This is a genomic window from Dechloromonas sp. H13, from assembly GCF_009469615.1.
GTDB lineage: Bacteria > Pseudomonadota > Gammaproteobacteria > Burkholderiales > Rhodocyclaceae > Azonexus.
Genome location: NZ_SSXX01000001.1, coordinates 602,279 through 623,648, shown reverse-complemented (window position 1 = coordinate 623,648; position 21,370 = coordinate 602,279). Strand labels below are relative to the sequence as shown.

18 protein-coding genes and 1 pseudogene are annotated in these 21,370 nt (G+C 66.1%); 9 read left to right on the top strand and 10 right to left on the bottom strand.

Translation table 11 applies throughout. The features are described from left to right. The first annotated feature begins 3 nt into the window (after positions 1 to 3). The 4 genes from GH660_RS03055 to GH660_RS03040 are packed head-to-tail and all read left to right on the top strand — an operon-like array spanning position 4 to position 3,756. Positions 4 to 780 (top strand): YdcF family protein, encoded by a 777-nt coding sequence (locus tag GH660_RS03055; RefSeq protein WP_153145086.1) that lies wholly within the window; start codon positions 4 to 6, stop codon positions 778 to 780. A gap of 41 nt (positions 781 to 821) precedes the next feature. After that, positions 822 to 1,796: a quinone oxidoreductase gene (locus GH660_RS03050; RefSeq protein ID WP_153145085.1), complete on the top strand. Its 975-nt coding sequence runs from the start codon at positions 822 to 824 to the stop codon at positions 1,794 to 1,796. Next, positions 1,793 to 3,118 carry a TAXI family TRAP transporter solute-binding subunit gene (locus GH660_RS03045; RefSeq protein ID WP_153145084.1) on the top strand — a complete coding sequence of 442 codons (1,326 nt, stop codon included), beginning with the start codon at positions 1,793 to 1,795 and terminating at the stop codon, positions 3,116 to 3,118. Before GH660_RS03050 ends, GH660_RS03045 begins: the two co-directional genes overlap by 4 nt. Continuing rightward, positions 3,115 to 3,756, top strand: coding sequence for a ParA family protein (locus GH660_RS03040; RefSeq protein WP_153145083.1), 642 nt, complete (start codon positions 3,115 to 3,117; stop codon positions 3,754 to 3,756). The genes GH660_RS03045 and GH660_RS03040 overlap by 4 nt, the downstream gene beginning before the upstream one ends. 72 nt (positions 3,757 to 3,828) lie before the next feature. On the opposite strand, the gene GH660_RS03035 is transcribed toward GH660_RS03040, so the two are convergent. The 4 genes from GH660_RS03035 to GH660_RS03020 form a co-directional block, all read right to left on the bottom strand. Next, entirely contained in the window at positions 3,829 to 5,004 is a 1,176-nt protein-coding gene (locus GH660_RS03035; RefSeq protein ID WP_153145082.1) for an acyl-CoA dehydrogenase, read from the bottom strand. Positions 5,005 to 5,215: 211 nt separating this feature from the next. Further along, positions 5,216 to 7,174, bottom strand: coding sequence for a hypothetical protein (locus tag GH660_RS03030; RefSeq protein ID WP_153145081.1), 1,959 nt, complete (start codon positions 7,172 to 7,174; stop codon positions 5,216 to 5,218). 344 nt (positions 7,175 to 7,518) lie between these two features. Continuing rightward, positions 7,519 to 8,082, bottom strand: coding sequence for a hypothetical protein (locus GH660_RS03025; protein ID WP_228276340.1), 564 nt, complete (start codon positions 8,080 to 8,082; stop codon positions 7,519 to 7,521). A 65-nt stretch (positions 8,083 to 8,147) separates the two neighbouring features. Beyond that, a complete protein-coding gene (locus GH660_RS03020; RefSeq protein WP_153145080.1) occupies positions 8,148 to 9,056 on the bottom strand; it encodes a LysR family transcriptional regulator in 909 nt (302 codons plus the stop codon). Positions 9,057 to 9,161: 105 nt separating this feature from the next. Between GH660_RS03020 and GH660_RS03015 the strand changes: the two genes are divergently transcribed. Next, positions 9,162 to 9,872, top strand: coding sequence for a pirin family protein (locus tag GH660_RS03015; protein WP_153145079.1), 711 nt, complete (start codon positions 9,162 to 9,164; stop codon positions 9,870 to 9,872). A gap of 25 nt (positions 9,873 to 9,897) precedes the next feature. Then, on the top strand, positions 9,898 to 10,449 hold the full coding sequence (locus GH660_RS03010) for a flavodoxin family protein (RefSeq protein WP_153145078.1): 552 nt from the start codon (positions 9,898 to 9,900) through the stop codon (positions 10,447 to 10,449). A gap of 6 nt (positions 10,450 to 10,455) precedes the next feature. Here the strand turns inward: GH660_RS03010 and GH660_RS03005 are convergent, their stop codons facing one another. From GH660_RS03005 to GH660_RS02985, 5 genes are all read right to left on the bottom strand, one after another. Beyond that, on the bottom strand, positions 10,456 to 11,013 hold the full coding sequence (locus tag GH660_RS03005; protein ID WP_153145077.1) for a hypothetical protein: 558 nt from the start codon (positions 11,011 to 11,013) through the stop codon (positions 10,456 to 10,458). After that, positions 11,010 to 12,125: an exo-alpha-sialidase gene (locus GH660_RS03000; RefSeq protein WP_153145076.1), complete on the bottom strand. Its 1,116-nt coding sequence runs from the start codon at positions 12,123 to 12,125 to the stop codon at positions 11,010 to 11,012. Before GH660_RS03000 ends, GH660_RS03005 begins: the two co-directional genes overlap by 4 nt. Further along, positions 12,122 to 13,729, bottom strand: coding sequence for a glycosyltransferase family 39 protein (locus tag GH660_RS02995; protein WP_153145075.1), 1,608 nt, complete (start codon positions 13,727 to 13,729; stop codon positions 12,122 to 12,124). The genes GH660_RS03000 and GH660_RS02995 overlap by 4 nt, the downstream gene beginning before the upstream one ends. An 88-nt stretch (positions 13,730 to 13,817) precedes the next feature. After that, on the bottom strand, positions 13,818 to 14,204 hold the full coding sequence (locus GH660_RS02990; RefSeq protein WP_153145074.1) for a rhodanese-like domain-containing protein: 387 nt from the start codon (positions 14,202 to 14,204) through the stop codon (positions 13,818 to 13,820). Positions 14,205 to 14,292: 88 nt separating this feature from the next. After that, entirely contained in the window at positions 14,293 to 15,081 is a 789-nt protein-coding gene (locus tag GH660_RS02985; RefSeq protein WP_153145073.1) for an enoyl-CoA hydratase, read from the bottom strand. A gap of 164 nt (positions 15,082 to 15,245) precedes the next feature. On the opposite strand from GH660_RS02985, the gene GH660_RS02980 reads away from it, so the two are divergent. The 3 genes and pseudogenes from GH660_RS02980 (at position 15,246) to GH660_RS02970 (ending at position 19,915) form a co-directional block, all read left to right on the top strand. Continuing rightward, the gene (locus tag GH660_RS02980; RefSeq protein ID WP_153145072.1) at positions 15,246 to 15,941 is read left to right on the top strand and encodes an MgtC/SapB family protein; all 696 of its coding nucleotides are present in this window, start codon (positions 15,246 to 15,248) and stop codon (positions 15,939 to 15,941) included. 63 nt (positions 15,942 to 16,004) lie between these two features. Continuing rightward, positions 16,005 to 19,448: pseudogene (dnaE, locus tag GH660_RS02975) on the top strand (DNA polymerase III subunit alpha); the annotation flags it as partial. Continuing rightward, the gene (locus tag GH660_RS02970; RefSeq protein WP_228276339.1) at positions 19,445 to 19,915 is read left to right on the top strand and encodes a WbuC family cupin fold metalloprotein; all 471 of its coding nucleotides are present in this window, start codon (positions 19,445 to 19,447) and stop codon (positions 19,913 to 19,915) included. The pseudogene dnaE and the gene GH660_RS02970, both read left to right, overlap by 4 nt. A 66-nt stretch (positions 19,916 to 19,981) precedes the next feature. On the opposite strand, the gene GH660_RS02965 is transcribed toward GH660_RS02970, so the two are convergent. Then, a complete protein-coding gene (locus GH660_RS02965) occupies positions 19,982 to 21,298 on the bottom strand; it encodes an OmpP1/FadL family transporter (protein WP_153145070.1) in 1,317 nt (438 codons plus the stop codon). Between the last annotated feature and the right edge of the window lie 72 nt (positions 21,299 to 21,370).

The window sequence follows — 21,370 nt, the reverse complement described above, 5'->3', positions numbered from 1 at the left end:
GTCATGTCGGCCGCCTGGTTGCTCAAGGACCTGGTGTCCATCCTGTTGCTGCCGCCGGCCAACGGCCTGGTGCTGCTCGCCGTCGCCGGCCTCTGGCGCCGGCGGCGCTGGGCCTTTGCCGTCGCCGCGCTGGGCACGGCGCTGCTCGTCCTGCAGTCGCTGCCGCCGGTCGCCGGCCTGCTGCTCGCCTCGCTTGAAACGCGCGCCGGGCCGGTGCTGCAGGATGCAGACGGCGCCCGGGCCATCGTCGTGCTCAGCGGTGGGCTGAACCGCGCGGCGCCGGAATACGGCGGCGACACCGCCGGCGAGCGCACGCTGCTGCGGCTGCGTTATGGCGCCGTGCTCGCCCGGCGCTTCGACCACCTGCCGGTGCTGGTCGCCGGCGGCCCGCCGGCCGCCGCGGCGCGCAGCGAGGCGGCGGTGATGGCCGAGATCCTCGAACGCGAATTCGGCGTCGCCGTCCGCTGGCAGGAAAGCGAATCGCGGAATACCGCCGAGAATGCCTCCGGATCGGCGGCGATCCTGCGCGAAGCCGGCATTCGCCGCGTCGTGCTGGTCACCGAGGCCTTCCACATGCCACGCGCCGTGCGTCTGTTCCGCGCCGCCGGCCTCGAGGTCGTCCCGGCACCGACGCAGTTCAAGACCGCCGGCCACCCGTCGTTCGGTGCGCTCGACCTGCTGCCCCAAAGCCAGGCCCTGCGCAATTCGTATTACGCCCTGCACGAGTGGCTGGGCATCGCCTGGCTGGCGTTGACGGTGGAAGGAAGCGCGGCGCGGTGATAACCTCGGCGACTTGCCATAAAGATAACGAGGAGACTGCCATGCCCCACGCCATTCGCATCCACCGGACCGGCGGCCCCGAGGTCCTGTCCTGGGAAGAGGTCGAGGTCCCGGCCGCCGCCGCCGGCGAGGCGACGGTCCGCCACCATGCGGTCGGCCTCAATTTCATCGATACCTACCACCGCACCGGTCTCTACCCGCTGCCCCTGCCGTCGGGCATCGGCCTCGAGGGCGCCGGCGTCGTCGAGGCGGTCGGTGCCGGCGTCAGCGAGGTCAAGGTCGGCGACCGCGTCGCCTATGCCGGCGGCCCGGTCGGCGCCTATGCCGAAGTGCGCAACATCCCGGCGCACCGCCTGCTCAAGCTGCCGGACCCGATCGGCTTCGATACCGCCGCCGCCATGATGTTGCAGGGGCTGACCGCCGCCTACCTGCTGCGCCGCACCTACCGTGTGCAGCCGGGCGACGCCGTGCTGATCCATGCCGCCGCCGGCGGCGTCGGGCTGATCGCCTGCCAGTGGGCCAAGGCGCTGGGGGCGACGGTGATCGGCACGGTCGGTTCGCCGGCCAAGGCGGCACTGGCGAAGGCGCATGGCTGCGACCACGTGATCAACTACTCGACCGAGAATTTCACCCAGCGCGTGCGCGAAATCACCGGCGGCGAAGGCGTGCCGGTCGTCTATGACGGCGTCGGCAAGGACACCTTCATGGGCTCGCTCGACAGCCTGTGTCCACTCGGCATGCTGGTCACCTACGGCAACGCCTCCGGGCCGGTGCCGCCGTTCGACCTGCTGTTGCTGTCGCAGAAGGGCTCGCTGTTCGTGACGCGGCCGACGATCGTGCACTACACCGCCAAGCGGGCCGACCTGGAAGCGCTGGGTGCCGAACTGTTCGACGTCGTCGCTTCCGGCAAGGTGCGCATCGAGGTCAACCAGACCTATGCGCTGCAGGACGCCGCGCAGGCCCACCGCGATCTCGAAGCACGCAAGACCACCGGTTCGACCATTCTGCTTCCATGATGGCGCGACTCAAGGCCGGCCTGCTCTCGCTGCGCGACCTGTTCGCCACCGCCTGGTGGATCTTCCTGATCGTCGGCATCGGCTTCTACGTCGCCTACCAGTTCGTCGAGCCGGCGCCGCCGACGAAGATCGTCATCACCACCGGCAGCGATTCCGGCGCCTACTACCAGTTCGCCCAGCGCTACGCGACGATCCTGGCGCGTAATGGCATTACGCTCGAAGTCCGCACCTCGGCCGGTTCGCTGGAAAACCTGGAGCGCCTGAAGAACGACGAGGCCCAAATCGGCTTCGTCCAGGGTGGCGTCGTCGAGCTGCCGGAAGACCCCGATGCCGCCGACGACATCGGCCTGCGCTCGCTGGGCAGCGTCTTCTACGAGCCGGTCTGGGTCTTCTACCGCGGTGACCGCCGCCTCGACCGCCTGACCGACCTGCGCGGCAAGCGCATCGCCATCGGCCAGGAAGGCTCCGGCGTGCGCCAGCTGGCGCAGCAACTGCTGGCGGCCAACGACATCCGGCCCGGCAAGCACCTGGTGCCGCTGTCCGGCCTCAAGGCCGCCGAGGAACTGCAGCAGGGGCGTATCGACGCCGCCTTCGTCATCGCCGCCGAGAACGCGCCGGTGGTCCAGGTACTGGTCCGTTCGCCCGGCATCAAGGTGATGAGCTTCGCGCAGGCCGACGCCTACCAGCGCCGCTTCCCCTTCCTCAGCAAGCTGGTCCTGCCGCAGGGGGTGGCCGACCTGGTGCACGACTATCCGCCCGAGGACATCATCCTGCTCGCGCCGACCGCCAATCTGATCGTCCGCGACGATCTCCACCCGGCCCTGCAAAGCCTGCTGCTGCAGGCGGCCAGCGAGGTGCACGGGCGCGCCGGCTTCTTCCAGCGCGCCGGCGAGTTTCCCGCCTACAAGGACCGCATGGTGCCGCTGTCGCCCGAGGCGGCGCGCTATTTGAAGTCGGGGCCGCCCTTCCTGCAGCGCTACCTGCCGTTCTGGCTGGCGGTGCTGATCGAGCGCCTGATCGTCATGCTGATCCCGATCTTCGCGCTGATGATTCCGCTCTTCAAGGTGGCGCCGGCGATCTACTCCTGGCGCGTGCGCTCCAAGATCTTCCGCTGCTACGGCGAGCTGAAGTTCCTCGAGGAAGACCTCGGCCACCATTACGACCCGGCGCGCCACGGCGAGTACCGCAGCCGCTTCGACGCGCTCGACGAGGAGGCGCGGCAGCTGAGCGTACCGCTCGCCTTCACCGATCTCGTTTATACCCTGCGCGAGCACGTCAATCTGGTGCGGCGCATGCTCGACAAGCGCGAGGCACAGACATGAAGGCATTTCTCGTCGCCAATCCCAAGGGCGGTTCCGGCAAGAGCACGCTGGCGACCAACCTCGCCGGCTATTTCGCCAGCCGCCGGCACGACGTCATGCTCGGCGACATCGACCGCCAGCAGTCGGCCCGCGAATGGCTGGCCATCCGCCCCTTCGAGTTGCCGACCATCGACACCTGGGAGATCGGTCCCGACGACATCGCCCGGCCGCCCAAGGGCACCAGCCATGTCGTGCTCGACACCCCGGCCGGCCTGCACGGCAAGATGCTGGACAAGGTGCTCAAGCTGTCGTCGCGCGTCATCGTGCCGGTGCAGCCGTCGCTGTTCGACATGCTGGCGACGCGCCACTTCCTCGAAGCCCTGCTCTCCGAAAAGGCCGTGCGCAAGGGCAAGGCCGACGTCGCGGTGATCGGCATGCGGGTCGATGCCCGGACCCGCGCCGCCGGCGAGCTGGAACGCTTTTTCGCCACCTTCGAGCTGCCGGTGCTGACCTACCTGCGCGACACCCAGGTCTATGTGCAGGCGAGCGGCGCCGGCATGACCATCTTCGACCTGCCGCGCTCGCGCGCCGAACGCGACCTCGAACAGTGGCAGGCGATCATCGACTGGGCCGAAGCCGGCGACGGGAAGGGCGACTGACCGTTCGCCGCGCGGCCGGCTGCGGTCGACGCCCGAAAAAGGCCGATTTTCAGGGTGCCGTGACAGCCTGCCTCAGAAAGCGGCGATCCCCGTCTGCGCCCGGCCGAGGATCAGCGCATGCACGTCGTGCGTGCCCTCGTAGGTATTTACCACTTCCAGATTGACGACGTGGCGGATGACGCCGAACTCGTCAGAGATCCCGTTGCCGCCCAGCATGTCGCGTGCCGTGCGGGCGATGTCGAGCGACTTGCCGCAGGAATTGCGCTTCATGATCGAGGTGATCTCGACCGACGCGCTGCCGTCGTCCTTCATCCGCCCGAGGCGCAGACAGCCCTGGAGGCCGAGGGCGATCTCGGTCTGCATGTCGGCCAGCTTCTTCTGGATCAGCTGGTTGGCGGCCAGCGGGCGGCCGAACTGCTGGCGGTCGAGCGTGTATTGGCGCGCCGTGTGCCAGCAGAACTCGGCGGCGCCCAGCGCGCCCCAGGCGATGCCGTAGCGCGCCGAGTCGAGGCAGGTGAACGGCCCCTTGAGGCCGCGCACTTCCGGGAACTCGTTTTCCGCCGGCACGAACACCTCGTCCATGACGATCTCGCCGGTCACCGAGGCGCGCAGCCCGACCTTGCCCTGGATGACCGGTGCCGACAGTCCGGGCATCCCCTTCTCGAGCACGAAGCCGCGGATCATCCCGGCATCGTTCTTGGCCCAGACGACAAAAACGTCGGCGATCGGCGAATTGGTGATCCACATCTTGCTGCCCGACAGCCGGTAGCCGCCGTCGACCTTGCGCGCCCGCGTTTCCATGCTGCCGGGGTCGGAACCGTGGTTCGGCTCGGTCAGCCCGAAACAGCTGATCCATTCGCCGCTCGCCAGCTTCGGCAGGTACTTTTGTTTCTGCGCCTCGCTGCCGAATTCGAAGATCGGCACCATGACCAGCGATGACTGCACGCTCATCATCGAACGGTAGCCCGAATCGACGCGCTCGACCTCGCGCGCGATCAGCCCGTAGCTGACATAGTTGAGCCCGGCGCCGCCGTACTCGGGCGGGATCGTCGCCCCGAGCATGCCGAGGGCGCCCATCTCCCGGAAGATCGCCGGGTCGGTCCGCTCGTGGCGAAAGGCGTCCCGCACGCGCGGCGCCAAGCGGCCCTGGCAGTAATCGCGCGCCGCGTCGCGGATCATGCGCTCGTCCGAGGTCAGCTGTGCGTCGAGCAGCAGCGGGTCTTCCCAGCAGAATTGAGCCTTGGGCATCGTTGGTCTCCTGTTGTTCGATTGTCGTGACGATTGTAGTCAAATTGCCTTGTCGCAGTTGGCTGCCCGAGCATGGAGAAAGTGTCGGCTCCGGGATCACCTTTTCGACCGGCCGTGCGAGGGGCTGGGAAGTGCTCCAATCGGCCAAATAGCCCCGGCAAACCGTCTGGTCGTTTTCTGATACGCCCGCTTGTTCCAAAGGTAAGCTCGTTTACCTGCCTAATGCACGAAGGACCTGCTGGGAAATTTCATTGCATGCTTCTCGCAAGGTGTCTGTGATATGCCAAATGGGAATAATATAGGCTGCGGCCCACGAAAAGTCTTTGACCTCTCCTGTAATCGGGGCGGACAACATGGCATTCGCCGAGACATCCCAAACGGGAACAGTGAACCTGGTGACATTGTCTCCCCACGCAGCCCCGAGGCATCCCGCGCCGCGAATGCCATAACCACAAAAGAAAGGTCCGCCAAAGCTGTTAATGTGCTCGATAACTGGAAGTAGCACGAAGCGTATGTCGTTGCGCTTGAGCTTCTCGGAAATCGGAGGCGATCCAAGGATTTCCGCCAGAACTTCTGAGCTCGGTGTTACACCAGCTTCTAGCCATGGGAATGCCGCATTTCGGACTGTTGTAGCCGATGCGAGTCGCAACGCAGCATGTCTGGTTTCGAGTTTTTTTTGCAGGCATTCCTGCATTTCCATAGCGCCGCTTATCTGCTGTGCCAGATTTGTCGATGTCTTTGGCTTGGCGACCAAAGGAACCACGGCAATTCCTTCTGCACGCCCAGAACTGCCTTGGTTCATGGTGTTGGATTGGAAGCGAAGCGGCACGACATGGCCTTTGGCTGCCACAGCAGGTAGCGATGCGATCGATGCAGCCAATTGCCCTGCAGCACTCCCCATCGCGCTGCTCCAGCTATTGCCGAAGTAGAAGAAGTCAGGATAGTGCGACAGCGCCATCATATTCGTTGGTACATGGCCAAACGCAAAACCGCTAACACTCAAGTTCGTTATGAACTCACCACTGGCAGTAAAGACACCTGCGGAATAACTGAGTGACGGGCCCATGTCGCCATGGGTTGCCCCTCTGGCATTGGTAAAATGCAAGACAAGCAACAAGTCCAGTCCCTCTGCAGTGGCTGCTGGCGGCCAATGGGGCAAGTTCTGAACACGCTCGAATGTATTTCGAAGGGCGCGATCAAAGGTCCACTGACTTGCAGTGCCAAGTGGGATTTCGTAGGTTTTACTACCAAAGGTACCCAACGACCGCTTCTCGTTATACGAGGCGCCGAGAAACCCTGGGCTGTAGTACACGCCAATCGCGAGAGGTATCGTGGCAATTGCCGGCTCGGCTTTCAATGGTGTCAATTCGGGAAGGTCTGCCGGCAGTTCCATCATTTTTGACGCTGTCACGCTCGGCCGTCCGACGTCCGCTGCAACAAGTGTCAGTTGGCTCCAATCTTCGACGCCTCCCGCAGCCAATCCCTCCTGAGATACAAAATATTGCGTACCGGCCTCCACCGAGACTGGAAGCAGAAACTGATGATAGGTCCTCGTCTGAGACTCGATGAAGTACTGTCCGGGCGACAGGGCAACATGAATATAGCTATTGCGGGACAGACGCCCCAAGATTTGGCCGTTGACGGCCAGAATCATGGAATCCTCGCGTGTCGTCCGGGTGGAGGCTTTCGTGTTCGGCCCAAGCTCTTGCCGGAAAATGTACAGAGCTGCCTTTTGCGCATCAGTTAAGAACGACTTGGCCCTGCTGTCTTCTGCCTCCAGCAACGCATTAGGATCAAAGTCACGCTCTTTGACGCCGCTCTCAACGCTTGCCAAATTATTCGTTGCTTGAGCGCAAAGGGCACCCGGTTCGATCAGGCAGAAATATTTAATCCGCCTTCTATGCCACTCCATTTCCCCATAACGGTCAGCCCAGCTCTGTAGAGATTCCTGAGAGAATGTTTGAAATCCATATTCGCCAATTTTTGGGTAGGCTTTACCTAACGCGACGGCACGTTCTTGTTCGTTCTGTTTCCCCGTTAACCATACGTATTCCATATGCTCATAAGCCAACTTCCATTCGCTGTTGCGAGCGTATGTTTCCATATCGGTCGCGCAGCCAAACAATGTTGCTATGGAAAGACCGAAGAGGCTTGCCTTGAAACGCTTCATTAGGAACCCCCCAATGCTCGGTGCTGAATGGCCACGATTCTTTTAATTCTGTGATCAGTTTACTTGTGTCTGGTAAGTGATTGTGGATTTGACCGTTCGCGCAAAGATCGATTGAATCCGCAACGATGAGGGGGCAGGCCTTCTGCCGGGCCGAGTGGTGGATATCTGATGAGTAACCTGCCATCCGCGCAACTCGATTTCTCGGAGCTATTACGGATGGTTTGGTCTTGGCCGAAATTTGCTGAATGCCGAATGGAAATCGGCGAGCGACAAGTCGGCCGGATCGCCTGATAGCGGGGCTGTTGCGGTCGACTGTCTGAAATGGCCGATTTTCATGGGTGTCCCTATCTGCCGGCCGTTGCGGCACGGACGACGACCGGTGCCGCCGCCAGGCGCTGGAATAGCTCACGCGCGCGGATCAGCGGCCAGCGGTCGTAGAGCAGGATCTCGATCGGTCGCCACAGGGCGACCCAGCCGAAGATGATGAGGCTGTGCTCGATGGTTTCGATGAAACGCGAATCCGGGAAGGCGTTGATCAGCGCGACCCCGACCAGCGTCGCGAAGAGCATGACCAGCAGCCCGACCGCCAGCCCCTTACGCCCGAGGCGGCGCAGTTCGTTCAGCTCGGTTTCCTGCTCCCTGGCCTGATGCGCGAAATGGTTGCCGATGGCGGCGTCCAGTTCGGTCGTCAGTGCCGGTCCGAGCGTTGCCGTCGGCAGATAGATGACGAGCTTGATCGGCTGGCTGGCGGCGACCTCGCGGGCGTAGGCGACGATATGCCGCTCGGCTTCGCGGTCGAGTTCGCGTTCGCGAAAGGGGGCGGGGTCGAGGCTGTTGAACAGCTGGTCGACGCTCTTGATGCGGATTTCGATTTCTTCGGCGTTGGTGGTCATGGGCTGGGCGGTCACGGGTTCGGGTGGCTATGCAGAACGAATTTTATGCCGGTTCGCCGGATTGCCGGGCAAAACGTGCATCACAGCCCGGCCCCGAGGGCGGCAATTTCTTCCGGCTTTTCCAGTTCCGCGAGAAACCACGCCAGCGCCTTGCCGATCCGTCGCGTGCGCCAGGCGATCGAGCAGGGCATCGCCTGGCGCGGCTCGCCCAGCTGTTTTTCGATCAGGCGGCCGGCGAACGCCGGGTGTTCGGCCAGCCAGTGCGGCAGGTGGCCGACGCCGAGCCCGGCCGCCTGCGCGGCGGCCTTGGCCCACATGTCGGGGACGCGTAGCGCCGACTGGCCTTCGAGCAGGCCGGTGGTGCGGGCGGTGAGTTCGCGCGAGGTGTCGGCGAGGGCGATGGCGCGGTGGCGCAACAGTTCGGCGGGCGGAATGGGGCCGTCCCAGGCGGCCAGCGGGTGGCCGGGGGCGACCATGAAGACGAGCTGCGTTTCCTTCAGCAGTCGGCTGGCGATGCCGCTGCGCGCCGGCATGTCGCCGGGGGCGCCGATGACGAGGTCAGCGCGGTCGGTGACCAGGGCGTCCCAGCCGCCGCCCAGCACTTCGTAGGAAAGCCGGATCTGCGTGCCGTGGCCGGCGGCGTAGAAGCGCTCGATTAGCGGGTAGAGGCGTTCGGCGGGGATGATGAGGTCGAGCGCGATGCGCAGTTCGGCCTCCCAGCCGGTGGCGATGCGCTGCACGCGCCGTTCGAGCTCGTCGGCGGCGCGTAGCAGGTGGCGGCCGTCGTCGAGCAGGGCGCGGCCGGCCGGCGTCAGCGTCGCGCGTCGCCCGCTACGGGTGAACAGCGCGACGTCGAGCTCGCATTCCAGCTTGGCGACGGCGTGCGACAGCGCCGAGGGCACGCGGTGGAGGACGGCGGCGGCCGCGCTGAAGCCGCCGTGGCGGTCGATGGCGTCGAGGACATGCAGGAGATCGAGGGAAATTTTCATGTGAATTTTATTGAACGATATGCCCGGAATAATTCGCTATATGTGAGCGAACTCTACGCCTAACATGGCGCCTAAGCTATATCGAAAATTCACAAGGAGACCGAGATGATCATTCCGAGACTTTCCGCCGAGCGCGGTCATGCCGACCACGGCTGGCTCAAGGCGCTGCACAGCTTCTCCTTCGCCGACTACTACGATCCGAAGGAAATGGGCTGGGGCGCGCTGCGCGTCATCAACGAGGACCGCATCGTGCCGGGCGCCGGTTTCGGCCGCCACGGCCACCGCGACATGGAGATCGTCACCTACATCCTCGACGGCGCGCTGGAACACAAGGACAGCCTCGGCAACGGCGGCGTCATCCGGCGTGGCGAGGTGCAGCGCATGAGCGCCGGCAAGGGCATCCTGCACAGCGAGTTCAACCCCTCGCAGACCGAGGGCACGCACCTGCTGCAGATCTGGATTGAACCGGCGCGGCTCGGTACGCCGGCCAGCTACGAGCAGCAGCCGCTGCCCGAGGCCGAGTTGCGCGGCCGCTGGCGGCTGGTTGCCTCGCCCGACGGCGCTGAAGGCAGCACGACCATCGGCCAGGACGCCAAGTTGTGGGCCAGCCTGCTGGCGCCCGGCGAAGCGCTGGGCTACGACCTGGCGCCGCGCCGCCTGGCCTACGTTCATGTCATCCGCGGTCGACTTGCCGTGAACGGCCATTTTCTGGCGACCGGCGATGCGGCCAAGATCGCCGACGAATCCCGCCTCGATTTCCGGGCCGACGAAGAGACGGAGTTCCTGCTCTTCGACCTGCCCCCCGTTTCGCAATAACCAACCCGACCCCAAGGAGAACACCATGAGCAAGACCATCGTCGTTTACCATTCCGGCTACGGCCACACCCAGCGCGTCGCCGAGCACGTCGCGGCCGGCGCCGGCGCCGAACTGCTGCCCATCGACGCCGAAGGCAACCTGCCGGAAGGCGGCTGGGACAAGCTGAATGCCGCCGACGCCATCATCTTCGGCACGCCGACCTACATGGGCGGTCCGAGCTGGCAGTTCAAGAAGTTCGCCGATGCTTCGTCCAAGGCCTGGTTCACCCGCGCCTGGCAGGACAAGGTGTTCGGCGCCTTCACCAACAGCGCCAGCCCGGTCGGCGACAAGGGTGCGACGCTGGTCCAGTTGCAGACGCTGGCCTCCCAGCATGGCGGCATCTGGGTCAGCCTCGGCCTGCTGCCGGCCAACAGCAAGTCCGCGACGCACGCCGACATCAACCACCTGGGCGGCTCGGTCGGCCTGCTCGTGCGCTCGCCTTCCGATGCCGCGGTCGACGAGATTTTCCAGGGCGATCTCGACACCGCCAGGCGCTACGGCGAGCGTGTCGCCGCCGTCGCTAGCCGCCTGAACTGAGCGGCGTCAGCCGGCGGCGGGTTCGCCGTCGGCCGGGCGCCCGCGAAGCCGCCGCTGGCCAATGACGGCCAGCGCCGCCAGCACCAGCAGCGGGTCGATCAGGGCGTCCCACAGGTTGCCGAAGAGGCCGCCGGCATAGGCGGCGAGCCCGGCGCCGAGGATCAGCAGCCAGTCGTCGCGGCGCCGCCACCAGAGCAGCGCCGTGAGCGGCAGGCCGGCGGCCAGCAGCGGCCACGGCCGGTAGCCGACGGCATAGGGGTCGAACGGCCCGAGGCCGAGCGCCAGCGGATAGAAGACTGCAGCAAGACCGATGACCACCCACGCCGGGCGCCGTCCCAGCGGCGATGGCGCCCGGCCGGCCAGCCGCCAGCCGGCGAGCGCCAGCAGCGTGAGTGACGGCGGGCCTGCAAAGCCGTGCAGCAGCGCGGCACCACCGGTCACCAGCGCCAGCGGCAACGCCGCCCAGGCCAGCGGACGGCGCGCAGCGCCGAGCGGCAGCAGCGAAACCAGCGCCGCGATGACGACACCGTGGGCGAGCCAGCCATAGAGCGCGGCGGCGTTCATGGCGTGCCTCCGGCCAGCCACGCTTCGCTGAACTCGGCGTGCTTGATGCCCTGGCGGCGCCAGGTGTAGGCGAGGTGGATGCGGCCGTCGCGCGCCTGCAGCAGCGCCGGGTAGGAAAACTCGACGAGCTCGTCGGGGTCGCTCTCGACAGTGCGCGCTAGGCGCCAGGTCTGCCCGGCATCGTCGGAAACCCACAGCAGCAACTGGTTGCGGTTGCCGGCGCCGTTGCCGGCGATCAGCAGGCGGCCGCTTTGCAGGCGCAGCAGGGCGACCGACGAATTCGGATTGGGCAGCGGCAGGGCCGCCGCCGCCGGCCAGTGCTGCCCGCCGTCGGCGCTGGTGGCGACGCGAATCCGGCCCGGGCCGGGGCCGCCGTCGCGCAGGATGGCCAGGGCATGGTGACGGTCGAAGACGGCGACCGCCGGCTGCAGGGTCCGACGGTCGGCGGCCATCCGCACCTTGTCGAGGATCCGGCCGTCGGCCGCGAGGCGCAGCCACTCGCCGTGCTTGGCGACGAATTCGTGATAGACCGGCAGGCCGAGCCCGCCGTCGGCCAGCGCCACCGGCGGCGCGCGGCCCAGGGTGCTGATGTTGAGGAAGGGAGAGGTCGGCAGCTTGGTGGGCGGCGACCAACTCGTGCCGCCATCGCCCGATACCGCGTGGTTCAGCGAACTGCCGGCCCAGCCGCCGAGCGCCACGCTGACGAACCACAGGTGCAGACGCCCGCCTTCGGCGTAGAGAACGGGATTGCCGACCTTGCGCACGTAGGCCCGCGTTTCGGCAGCCGTGCTCTCGCGCGTGGCGATCGCCTGCGGCGCACTCCAGGTGCCATCGCGCGTCGCGAACCAGACGGCGACGTCGGCAGCGCCTTCGCGCGTGCCGGCAAACCAGGCAGCGGCGATGCGCCCGTCGGCGAGTTCGGCCAGCGCCGCCGCGTGCGCCGAGGGGGCGGCGGTCGGCAGCAGGGCGGCGGCGAAGGTCGCCGGGTTGCGGTCCGGCCGCGCCGCCGGCGGCGGCACGAATTCCGGCGCGGCCGGCAGCGGCGCGCGCCACGCGGCGGCGGCCAGCGCCAGCAGGAAGCACGACGGCGCCAGCCAGCGCGCCGGCTTCATGGCGCGACGATCTCGAACCAGACGACCGTGGTCATCAGCGGTGCCAGGTCGCGCGCGGCGAAAGCCCGCTTCCAGTCGTCGACGGTGGCGCCGACGCGGGCGAAACGCAGGCCGGAGCCGTGCGAGGCCAGCGTCTGGTAACTGCCGATCTGGCGTGCCTGCAGGCCGGCGGCGGCGACGGCGGCCTGCAGGCGTGGCACGTCCCGGCTTTCGAGGAAGACCAGCGCGTTCAGCGCCTTCAGTTCGGCCAGGTCGTGGCGGTCGAACTGGCCGTAGTGGCGCAGGGTGCGCTGGCTGAGGATAGGCAGCAGCGCCGGCTGCGGGCCATCGAACATGGCGATGTCGCGGCTCTTCCCGAGTTCGCGCACGGCGTCGGGAACGGCATTGACGCCGATGGCCGGGAAGACGCCCCAGAGCAGCGCCGCCCAATAGACTGCCGGCGCCGCCAGCGTGTGGCCGGCGCTGCGTTCCCGCCACCAGGCCCAGGCGAAGTAGCCGGCGGGCACGAGCAGCCAGTACCAGCCGCCGAGGCCGAACCAGAAGGTGAAGCCGGCGAAGCCGGCGCCGAGCAGCAGGGCGAGGATCAGCCCGAGGCGGAACGGCCAGCGGGCGCGCATCGCCGGCAGGGCCAGCGCAACCAGGATGGACAACGGCACCAGCGAGCCGATCAGGTAGCGGTCGAAGCTGCGGATGAAGGCGAAGGGCAGGAAGGTGGCGAGAAACCAGAGCAGGGCCAGGCGGTCGACGGCCGAACGCCCCCAGGCCCCCACGGCGGCGACGGCGAAGACGAAGACCCAGGGCAGGGCGACGTTGAGCAGGCCGAGGAGAATGCCCGGCGACAGGTTGAAGAACTGGCGCGACTCCAGTTCGCCGGCCAGCACCAGGTCGGCGGCTTCCGGGTAGAGGGCGCGGACGACGAAGAACCACGGCAGCGCCAGCACCGCGAAGAGCAGGGCGTTCCCGGCCAGCGGCCGCCACTGCCGGGCGAGGTCGGGTACGCGCCAGCGGCCCGTCGCGAGCAGCGCCAGGACGCCGCCGCCGCAGACCAGCGCGACGATCGGCCCCTTGGTCAGGAAGCCGGCGGCGAGCAGCACGGCAGCTGCGGTCAACCACCTTTTTTGCCCGGAATCCAGCCATGCCAGCAGGCTCCAGAAGGCCGCCGTCGACAGCGCGGCGACCGGCACGTCGAGCATGAAGCGCCGCCCTTCGCTGGCGATGCCGAGGCAGCCGAGCAGCACGCAGCCGGCGATCAGGCCGGTTTCATTCTTGCCGGAAAGGCGTCGGGCAATGCCGGCGGTCGACACGACGAGCAAGGCGGCGAAAAGCGCGGCGACGAAGCGGGCGCTCACCAGCGAAATGCCGAAGGTCTCGAAGCTGGCGCGCCCCAGCCAGTAAAGCAGGGGCGGCTTGCGGATGCGCGGTGCGCCGTCGAGGAAGGGCACCAGCCAGTGGTCGCCCTCGATCATCTCCATCGGCGTGCGCAGGCCGAGGAAGAATTCGTCCTTGCCGGTCAGCCCGGTCGCTTCCCAGATGCCGGGCACCAGCACCGCGAGGGCGAGCAGGAACAGCAGCAGGGTCTGGCGGGCGGGGGAGAGGGTGGGCATGGGGCGGGATTTTAACCCGCTTCGCCGGCTTTACCTTGGCGTGCTGCCGCTTCCGCTCGGGCGGGTGCAGCGCCCGCCCCGGTGATCCTTATTCGAAGGAGACTTCGTGCGGGCGGACGATGGCATGTTGCCCGGCCGCCCAGGCGTCGAAGCCGCCGGCCAGCGAGACGACCGCCCGGAAGCCCATGGCCTGCAGGGCGACGACAGACAGGGCGGCGCGGCCGCTGGTCTTGCAATAGACGACGATCGGCCGTTCGAGGTTCTGCAGGGTGGGTTCGCCGGAAATGCGGAATTCCAGCATCCCGCGCGGAATATTGATGGCGCCGGGAATATGTCCCTGCCGGTATTCGTCGGGCTCGCGCACGTCGACGAGCAGCGTGCCGGCGGTTTGCAGGCGCTGGTGGATGTCGGCCGCGGGCAGTTCGGTGACCGATTTCCGGGCTTCCTGAACGAGGGCGTGGGCGGGAATGAACATGAAAATCTCCGGGCGGGATGCGACGAAACCTTAATATTAGCATATGCTAATTATTTGGCGGTGCCGCATCCCGGCCGGGGGCGGCGGATCAGCCGCCGCGATAGACCGGCTTGCGCTTCTGCATGAAGGCGTCGATGCCTTCGCCGGCATCCTCGCTCATCATGTTGCAGGCCATCACCTCGCCGGCGTAGGCATAGGCCTCGTCCAGTCCCATTTCCAGCTGCTTGTAGAACATGCCCTTGCCCATGCGCACGGCGACGGCGCTCTTGGCAAGGATGGACTGGGCCAGGCGCTCGACCTCGGCGTCCAGCGCATCGGCCGGCACAACGCGGTTGACCAGGCCCTTGCCCTTGGCTTCCATGGCGTCGATGAAGTCGCCGGTCAGAAGCATTTCGAGCGCCGCCTTGCGGCCAAGGTTGCGCGCCAGGCCGACCGCCGGGGTCGAGCAGAAGAGGCCGACGTTGATGCCGGAAACGGCGAATTTCGCGACGTCGGCAGCGACGGCGAGATCGCACATCGACACCAGCTGGCAGCCGGCGGCGGTGGCGATGCCATGCACGCGGGCGATGACCGGCTGCGGCATGCGGGTGAGGGTGAGCATCAGGTCGCCGCACTGCCTGAACAGCGCCTGCATGAACTCCTTGCCGTGGTTGGCGCGCATCTCCTTGAGGTCATGGCCGGCGCAGAAGGCCTTGCCGGCGCCGGCGACGACCACCACGCGCACCGCCGGGTTGCCGGCGATGGCGTCGAGCTCGGCCTGCAGCGCGGTCAACATGTCCCGCGACAGCGAATTGAACTGGCCCGGACGGTTGAGGGTCAGCGTGGTCAGGCCGTCGGCGCGGTCGGTGCGCAGGACGAGCGGGTCTTCAAGGATCATGGCGGGTCTCCGGCTGTTTTATTCGAAACCGCTAATCTAGCCGAAGGGCGGCAAAAATGTAATTGTCCGGGCATGTCGTCGGCCGGGTGTCGTGCGGCGTGCCGGCGAAATTGTCACCACGCCCGGCGGCCGTTGGAATAGCATCTCGCCAAGGAGGGAAGGTCATGGCAGAGGGGGAATTACTCGGCACCATCCTGCGGCTCACGCTGGCGCTTGCCGCCGGCGGGCTGGTCGGGCTCGAGCGCAGCTACCACGGCCGCCCGGCCGGCTTCCGCGAACACACGCTGGTCTGCATCTCGTCGTGCATGCTGATGCTGCTCGCCGACTACCATGTGATCCACGTTGCGGCGGCGACGCAGCAGCCGGTATTTCTCGATCCGACCCGCATGGCGCAGGGCATCATGACCGGCATCGGCTTTCTCGGCGCCGGCGCCATCGTCAAGGAAGGCTTCGCGATCCGCGGCCTGACCACGGCGGCGTCGATCTGGATGATCGCCGCCATCGGCATCATGATCGGCATGGGCTATTACGTGGCGGCCGTTGCCGCCACCTTCGCCACCTTCAACATCAACTACGTCTTCCGGCTGATCGAGAGCCGCATGCGCTCCGAGTTCTATGCCCACTTCCATGTCCGTTTCGCGCGCGGCGAAGCACTTTCCGAAAGCGACCTGCGGACGGTGCTCGGCGAATGCGGCTGCGCGCCGTCGGGGATGAGCTACGGGCTGGCCGGCGACGGGCGCTGGTTCGAATACCAGGCGCTGATCAAGACCCTGGACAAGGACAACCTGCATTCGCTGGCGGTGACACTTTCCGCCATGCCGAGCGTGCGCGAATTCGGGATCGCCCCGCGCGGCGACTGAAGATAGCCGGGCGGCGGGGAGTTCCGCCGGCGGGCCGGGCGCCGGGGTAAAATCCCCCCCATGAATCCCCCGCGCCACGTTCACCTCCGCCTGCATTCCGAATATTCCGTGACCGACGGCATCGTCCGCGTCGGCGATGCCGTCAAGCGCGCCGCCGGCGACGGCATGCCGGCGCTGGCGCTGACCGATCTCGGCAACCTGTTCGGCCTCGTCAAGTTCTACACCGGGGCGCGCGGCAAGGGGGTCAAGCCGATCGCCGGGGCCGACGTCTGGATCGCCAACCCGGAGTCGCCCGAGGACGCCAGCCGCCTGCTGTTGCTGGTGCGCAACCGTGACGGCTACCGCCAGTTGTGCGAGCTGCTGACCCGCGCCTACCTGGTCGACGGCCGCCGCGACCGGGCGGAAATCCGCCGCGAATGGTTCGCCGAGATCGGCAGCGACGGCCTGATCGCGCTCTCCGGCGCCCACCTGGGCGACGTCGGCGAGGCGCTGCTGAACGGCAACTTCGAACTCGCCGGCGAACGAGCCAGGGCCTGCGAGGCGATCTTCCCCGGCGCCTTCTATCTCGAGGTGCAGCGCTACGGCCAGCCGCAGCAGGAGGCCGTCGTCCAGCAGACCGCCGACCTCGCCGGCGAACTGGGGCTGCCGCTGGTGGCGACGCACCCGATCCAGTTCATGAAGCGCGACGATTTCCGCGCCCACGAGGCACGCGTCTGCATCGCCGAAGGCTACGTGCTGGGCGACAGCCGCCGGCCCCGCATCTACACCGAGGAGCAGTATTTCAAGACGCAGGACGAAATGGCGGAGCTGTTCGCCGATCTGCCGGAAGCCCTGGAAAACACGCTGGAAATCGCCCGCCGCTGCAACATCGAGATGACGCTGGGAAAGAACTTCCTGCCCGACTTCCCGATCCCGCCGGGCATGACCATCGACGAGTATCTCGTCGCCGAGGCGCGGGCGGGGCTGGAAAGGCGCCTGGTCGAGCTCTACCCGGACGCCGACGAGCGCCTCAAGCGGCGGCCGGAATACGACGACCGTCTCGTCTTCGAGTGCGACACCATCGTCCAGATGGGCTTCCCGGGCTACTTCCTGATCGTCGCCGACTTCATCAACTGGGCCAAGAACAACGGCGTGCCGGTCGGCCCCGGCCGGGGTTCCGGCGCCGGTTCGCTGGTTGCCTACAGCCTGCGCATCACCGACCTCGACCCGCTGGCCTACGCCCTGCTGTTCGAGCGCTTCCTCAACCCCGAGCGGGTGTCGATGCCCGACTTCGACATCGACTTCTGCCAGGACAACCGCTGGCGCGTCATCGAGTACGTCCGCCAGCGCTACGGCGCGCAGGCGGTGAGCCAGATCGCCACCTTCGGCACCATGTCGTCGAAGGCGGTGATCCGCGACGTCGGCCGCGTCTTCGGCCTGCCCTACTCGATGTGCGACCGCATTTCCAAGCTGATCCCCATCGTCCAGAACAAGCCGGTGTCGCTGGCCGAGGCGCTGGAGCAGGAGCCGGCGCTCAAGGAAATGATGGCCGACGAGCAGGACGGCGAGTCGGTGCGCGAACTCTTCGACCTCGCCGGGCGCCTCGAGGACCTGACGCGCAACGTCGGCATGCACGCTGGCGGCGTGCTGATCGCGCCGGGCCGGATCACCGATTTCTGCCCGATCTACCAGGCGACCGGCAGCGATGCCTCGCCCGTCTCGCAATTCGACAAGGACGACGTCGAGAAGGCCGGCCTCGTCAAGTTCGACTTCCTCGGCCTGCGCAACCTGACCATCATCGAGCTGGCCGTCGAGTACATCCGCCGCATGACCGGCGAGAAGCTCGACCTCATGTCGCTCGGCTTCACCGACCCGGCCGCCTACCAGATCCTCAAGGACGCCAACACGACGGCGATCTTCCAGGTTGAATCGGAGGGCATGAAGAAGCTGCTCAAGAAACTGGGCCCCGACCGCTTCGAGGACATCATCGCCGTGCTGGCGCTCTACCGCCCCGGCCCGCTTGGCTCCGGGATGGTCGACGACTTCATCCTGCGCAAGAAGGGCCAGCAGAAGATCGACTATTTCCACCCCGACCTGACCGCCTGCCTGTCGCCGACCTACGGCGTCATCGTGTATCAGGAACAGGTGATGCAGATTTCGCAGGTCATCGGCGGCTACACGCTGGGTGGCGCCGACATGCTGCGCCGGGCGATGGGCAAGAAAAAGCCGGAGGAAATGGCCAAGCACCGCGAAACGATTGCCGAAGGGGCGAAGCAGAAGGGCTACGATCCGGCGCTTGCCGAGCAGCTGTTCGACCTGATGACCAAGTTCGCGGAATACGGCTTCAACAAGTCGCACACCGCCGCCTACGCCGTCGTCACCTACCACACGGCCTGGCTCAAGGCCCACCACTGCGCGGCCTTCATGGCGGCGACCCTGTCCTCGGACATGGACAACACCGACACGGTGAAGATCTTCTACGAGGACACCGTGGCCAACAAGGTCAAGGTCCTCGGGCCGGACGTCAATGCCTCGAATTACCGTTTCGAGCCGGTCGACCGCAGCACCATCCGCTACGGCCTGGGGGCGGTCAAGGGCACCGGCGAGCAGGCGGTTAACGTCATCCTCAAGGCGCGCGAAGCCGGCGGGCCGTTCAGGGACCTGTTCGATTTCTGCCAGCGCTGCGACAAGCGCATGGTCAACCGGCGCACCATCGAGGCGCTGATCAAGGCCGGCGCCTTCGACAGCCTCGACGGCGACCGCCACAAGCTGCTGGCCTCGGTCGGCGTGGCGATGGATTTCGCCGAGCAGGCCGAGCGCAACGCGATGCAGACCAGCCTGTTCGACATCGGCAACGTCGCCGAGGAACATGCGCCGCAGTACGTCGCCGTCAAGCCGTGGGACGAGCGCGAAAAGCTGATGCAGGAGAAGACGGCGCTCGGCTTCTTCTTCTCCGGCCACCCCTACAACACCTTCCGCAAGGAATTGGCGCGCTTCGTTCGCCGGCCGCTCAACCGGATCGAGCCGGCCAAGGAATTGACCGTGCTCGCCGGCCTGGTGGTCGGCGTGCGCACGCAGATGACCCGGCGCGGCAAGATGCTCTTCGTGCAGATCGACGACGGCACGGCGCTGGTCGAGGTCTCGGTCTTCAACGAGCTGTTCGAGGCCGAGCGCGCCAAGATCGTCACCGACGAGGTGCTGATCGTCGAGGGCAAGGTCAGCTACGACGACTTCTCGGGTGGCAACCGCGTCGTCGCCGACAAGCTGATGACCATCGGCGAGGCCCGCGCCCGCTTCGCGCGCCACCTGCTGCTGTACATGAACGGTGGTTCCGACGCGCGCAAGCTGCGCTCGCTGCTGACGCCGTTCGCTCCCGGCCCGGCGCAGGTGCGCATCCGCTACCGCAATGAGCGGGCGCAATGCGAGATGGTGCTCGGCGACGCGATCCGCGTCCGCCTCGACGACCTGCTGCTGGAAGCGCTGGCCGGCTGGCTCAATCCCGAAAACGTGGAGATCGTCTACCAGTGATTACCGTCATCGACCAGGCGCTGCTCGCCGCGGTCGCCGCCGAGGCGCAAGCCGCCCCGCGCCGACGCCGGAACCGCAACTTCCATCCGGCCGACGACTATCCCGGCCACCGCCTGCTCAACGCCGTCGAGCCGGATTCCTACGTGATGCCGCACCGCCATCTCGACCCGCACAAGGACGAGACCATCCTCTGCCTGCGCGGGCGCCTCGGCATCGTCGTTTTTGACCCTTGCGGGGCGGTCGACCGCAGCATCCTGCTGACCCCGGGCGGCGACAGCCTCGGCGTCGACATTCCGCACGGCGTCTTCCACGCCGTGCTGGCGCTCGAACCCGGCACCGTGCTGTTCGAGGCCAAGTCCGGCCCCTACGTCCCGCTCGCTGCTGACGAAAAGGCGCCGTGGGCGCCGGCCGAGGGCGAGCCGGGTGCAGCGGACTACCTGGCGCGCCTGCACCGCCTGTTCGATTGAGGCGAAGAATTGTCTCTGGCCCGTGACCTCACGGTGGAGCCGGTGCCACGAAGGATTTCGCGGCGCTCAGAACTTCCAGTTGAAGTTCGCTGACAAGAAAAAAATGCCGATATTGTCGTAAGAGCCGACCAGGTTGCCGCGGCCGCCGAGAGCCACCGGTAGTCGCGCCTGTTTGTTCACGTTACCGGTGCCACCGTAGATGTATTCTGCGGCAAGGCCCCAACCGAAAGTCTTGTCGACCTGGTTCTGGGCGCCAGCACCAAAACGCCAGCCTTGGTTGGTCGGCAGGATGGGCGAAACATCGCCGGACTGGAAGGCGGAATCGTAGGCGATGCCAAAATTCAGTCGCCACGGCTCGCTGACCCGATATTGTGCACCAAGCGCCGCGTGCCATGTATCCCTGAAATTCAGAGCGGTTGTGAGGCCAGTGGGATTTCTCGTATCCGCGAGTCCAACTTCGACATAGCCGAATTTCGACCATTGCTGCCAGCCAATGTTGCCAAGCAGCGTCAGGCGGTCATTTACCGTATGAAATACGCTGCCCATCACCTGTTGCGGCACCGTGATGCCCAAATTGACCGTGGCTCCATCCAGTCCGCGTGCGTTCAGCAATGCCGTAAGCAAGGGGCCCGTACCGCTGAAACGGGCTTGCGGCGCGAAATCAAGCTTGACCTGGGAATTGTAGGTGAGGCCGAACCGGGTATCGGGAGTCGCCTCGTACAACACGCCGAAATTTCCGCCCCAGCCCCACGCGTTGTCGTTCATCGTCAACTTGCCATCGGTGCCGAAGATATTGTTGATTCCCGTTTCACTGTTCAGATGCCCGTACATCGCGTTAAAGCTGGCACCAAGCGAGACCTTGTCGCTGACACGAACAGCCACCGAAGGCAGTAGCGAAACACCGATCAGCGTTGCCTGCTGGGCGTAATAACGACCAACCCAGTTGTCGTCATACTTCAGTCCCAAGCCAAAATTGCTCGTTGCAGCAAAACCAATTTTTACGTCGGGCGAAATGCTGTGACTGAAAAACAGACCGCCCCCGGGAAGCCAGCCGCTCTCGCCGATTGCCGCGCCGCCGTTGTTGCCGCCAAGGGCGGGCGAACTGCCGCCGTTGGAGAATTTCAGGTTGCTGTAAAGGACCTGGGTGCCGATCAACGCCTGGCTACCTTCGATCCGTACCATGCCGGCCGGATTGGTCAGTACCGTTGCGGCATCCTGCGCCCGTGCGGCATAGCCGGCTGCCGCCAGCCCCATGTCTTCGGTGCCGACTTCGTAAAGAAAAATGCCGCCGGCAATTGCCTGGGTACTGGCGAATATTCCGAACGAAAAGGCAATTGCGGCATGCAACACATTTGAGTGCAACCTGGCGTGAAAGGCCTTCATTAGAACCCCGTTGATTTAGCGCCGTCGCGTCCAAGCGGCGACAGTGGCTGAATGACAAACAGACTACGCGTT

Coding starts and splice junctions, on each gene's coding strand:
- GH660_RS02995 (WP_153145075.1), bottom strand. CDS start 13,729: ATGCCCACCCTCTCCCCCGCCCGCCAGACCCTGCTGCTGTTCCTGCTC.
- GH660_RS02990 (WP_153145074.1), bottom strand. CDS start 14,204: ATGTTCATTCCCGCCCACGCCCTCGTTCAGGAAGCCCGGAAATCGGTC.
- GH660_RS03010 (WP_153145078.1), top strand. CDS start 9,898: ATGAGCAAGACCATCGTCGTTTACCATTCCGGCTACGGCCACACCCAG.
- GH660_RS03015 (WP_153145079.1), top strand. CDS start 9,162: ATGATCATTCCGAGACTTTCCGCCGAGCGCGGTCATGCCGACCACGGC.
- GH660_RS03035 (WP_153145082.1), bottom strand. CDS start 5,004: ATGCCCAAGGCTCAATTCTGCTGGGAAGACCCGCTGCTGCTCGACGCA.
- GH660_RS03050 (WP_153145085.1), top strand. CDS start 822: ATGCCCCACGCCATTCGCATCCACCGGACCGGCGGCCCCGAGGTCCTG.
- GH660_RS03055 (WP_153145086.1), top strand. CDS start 4: ATGTCGGCCGCCTGGTTGCTCAAGGACCTGGTGTCCATCCTGTTGCTG.
- GH660_RS03030 (WP_153145081.1), bottom strand. CDS start 7,174: ATGAAGCGTTTCAAGGCAAGCCTCTTCGGTCTTTCCATAGCAACATTG.
- GH660_RS02985 (WP_153145073.1), bottom strand. CDS start 15,081: ATGATCCTTGAAGACCCGCTCGTCCTGCGCACCGACCGCGCCGACGGC.
- GH660_RS03000 (WP_153145076.1), bottom strand. CDS start 12,125: ATGAAGCCGGCGCGCTGGCTGGCGCCGTCGTGCTTCCTGCTGGCGCTG.
- GH660_RS02980 (WP_153145072.1), top strand. CDS start 15,246: ATGGCAGAGGGGGAATTACTCGGCACCATCCTGCGGCTCACGCTGGCG.
- GH660_RS03040 (WP_153145083.1), top strand. CDS start 3,115: ATGAAGGCATTTCTCGTCGCCAATCCCAAGGGCGGTTCCGGCAAGAGC.
- GH660_RS03020 (WP_153145080.1), bottom strand. CDS start 9,056: ATGAAAATTTCCCTCGATCTCCTGCATGTCCTCGACGCCATCGACCGC.
- GH660_RS02965 (WP_153145070.1), bottom strand. CDS start 21,298: ATGAAGGCCTTTCACGCCAGGTTGCACTCAAATGTGTTGCATGCCGCA.
- GH660_RS03045 (WP_153145084.1), top strand. CDS start 1,793: ATGATGGCGCGACTCAAGGCCGGCCTGCTCTCGCTGCGCGACCTGTTC.
- GH660_RS03005 (WP_153145077.1), bottom strand. CDS start 11,013: ATGAACGCCGCCGCGCTCTATGGCTGGCTCGCCCACGGTGTCGTCATC.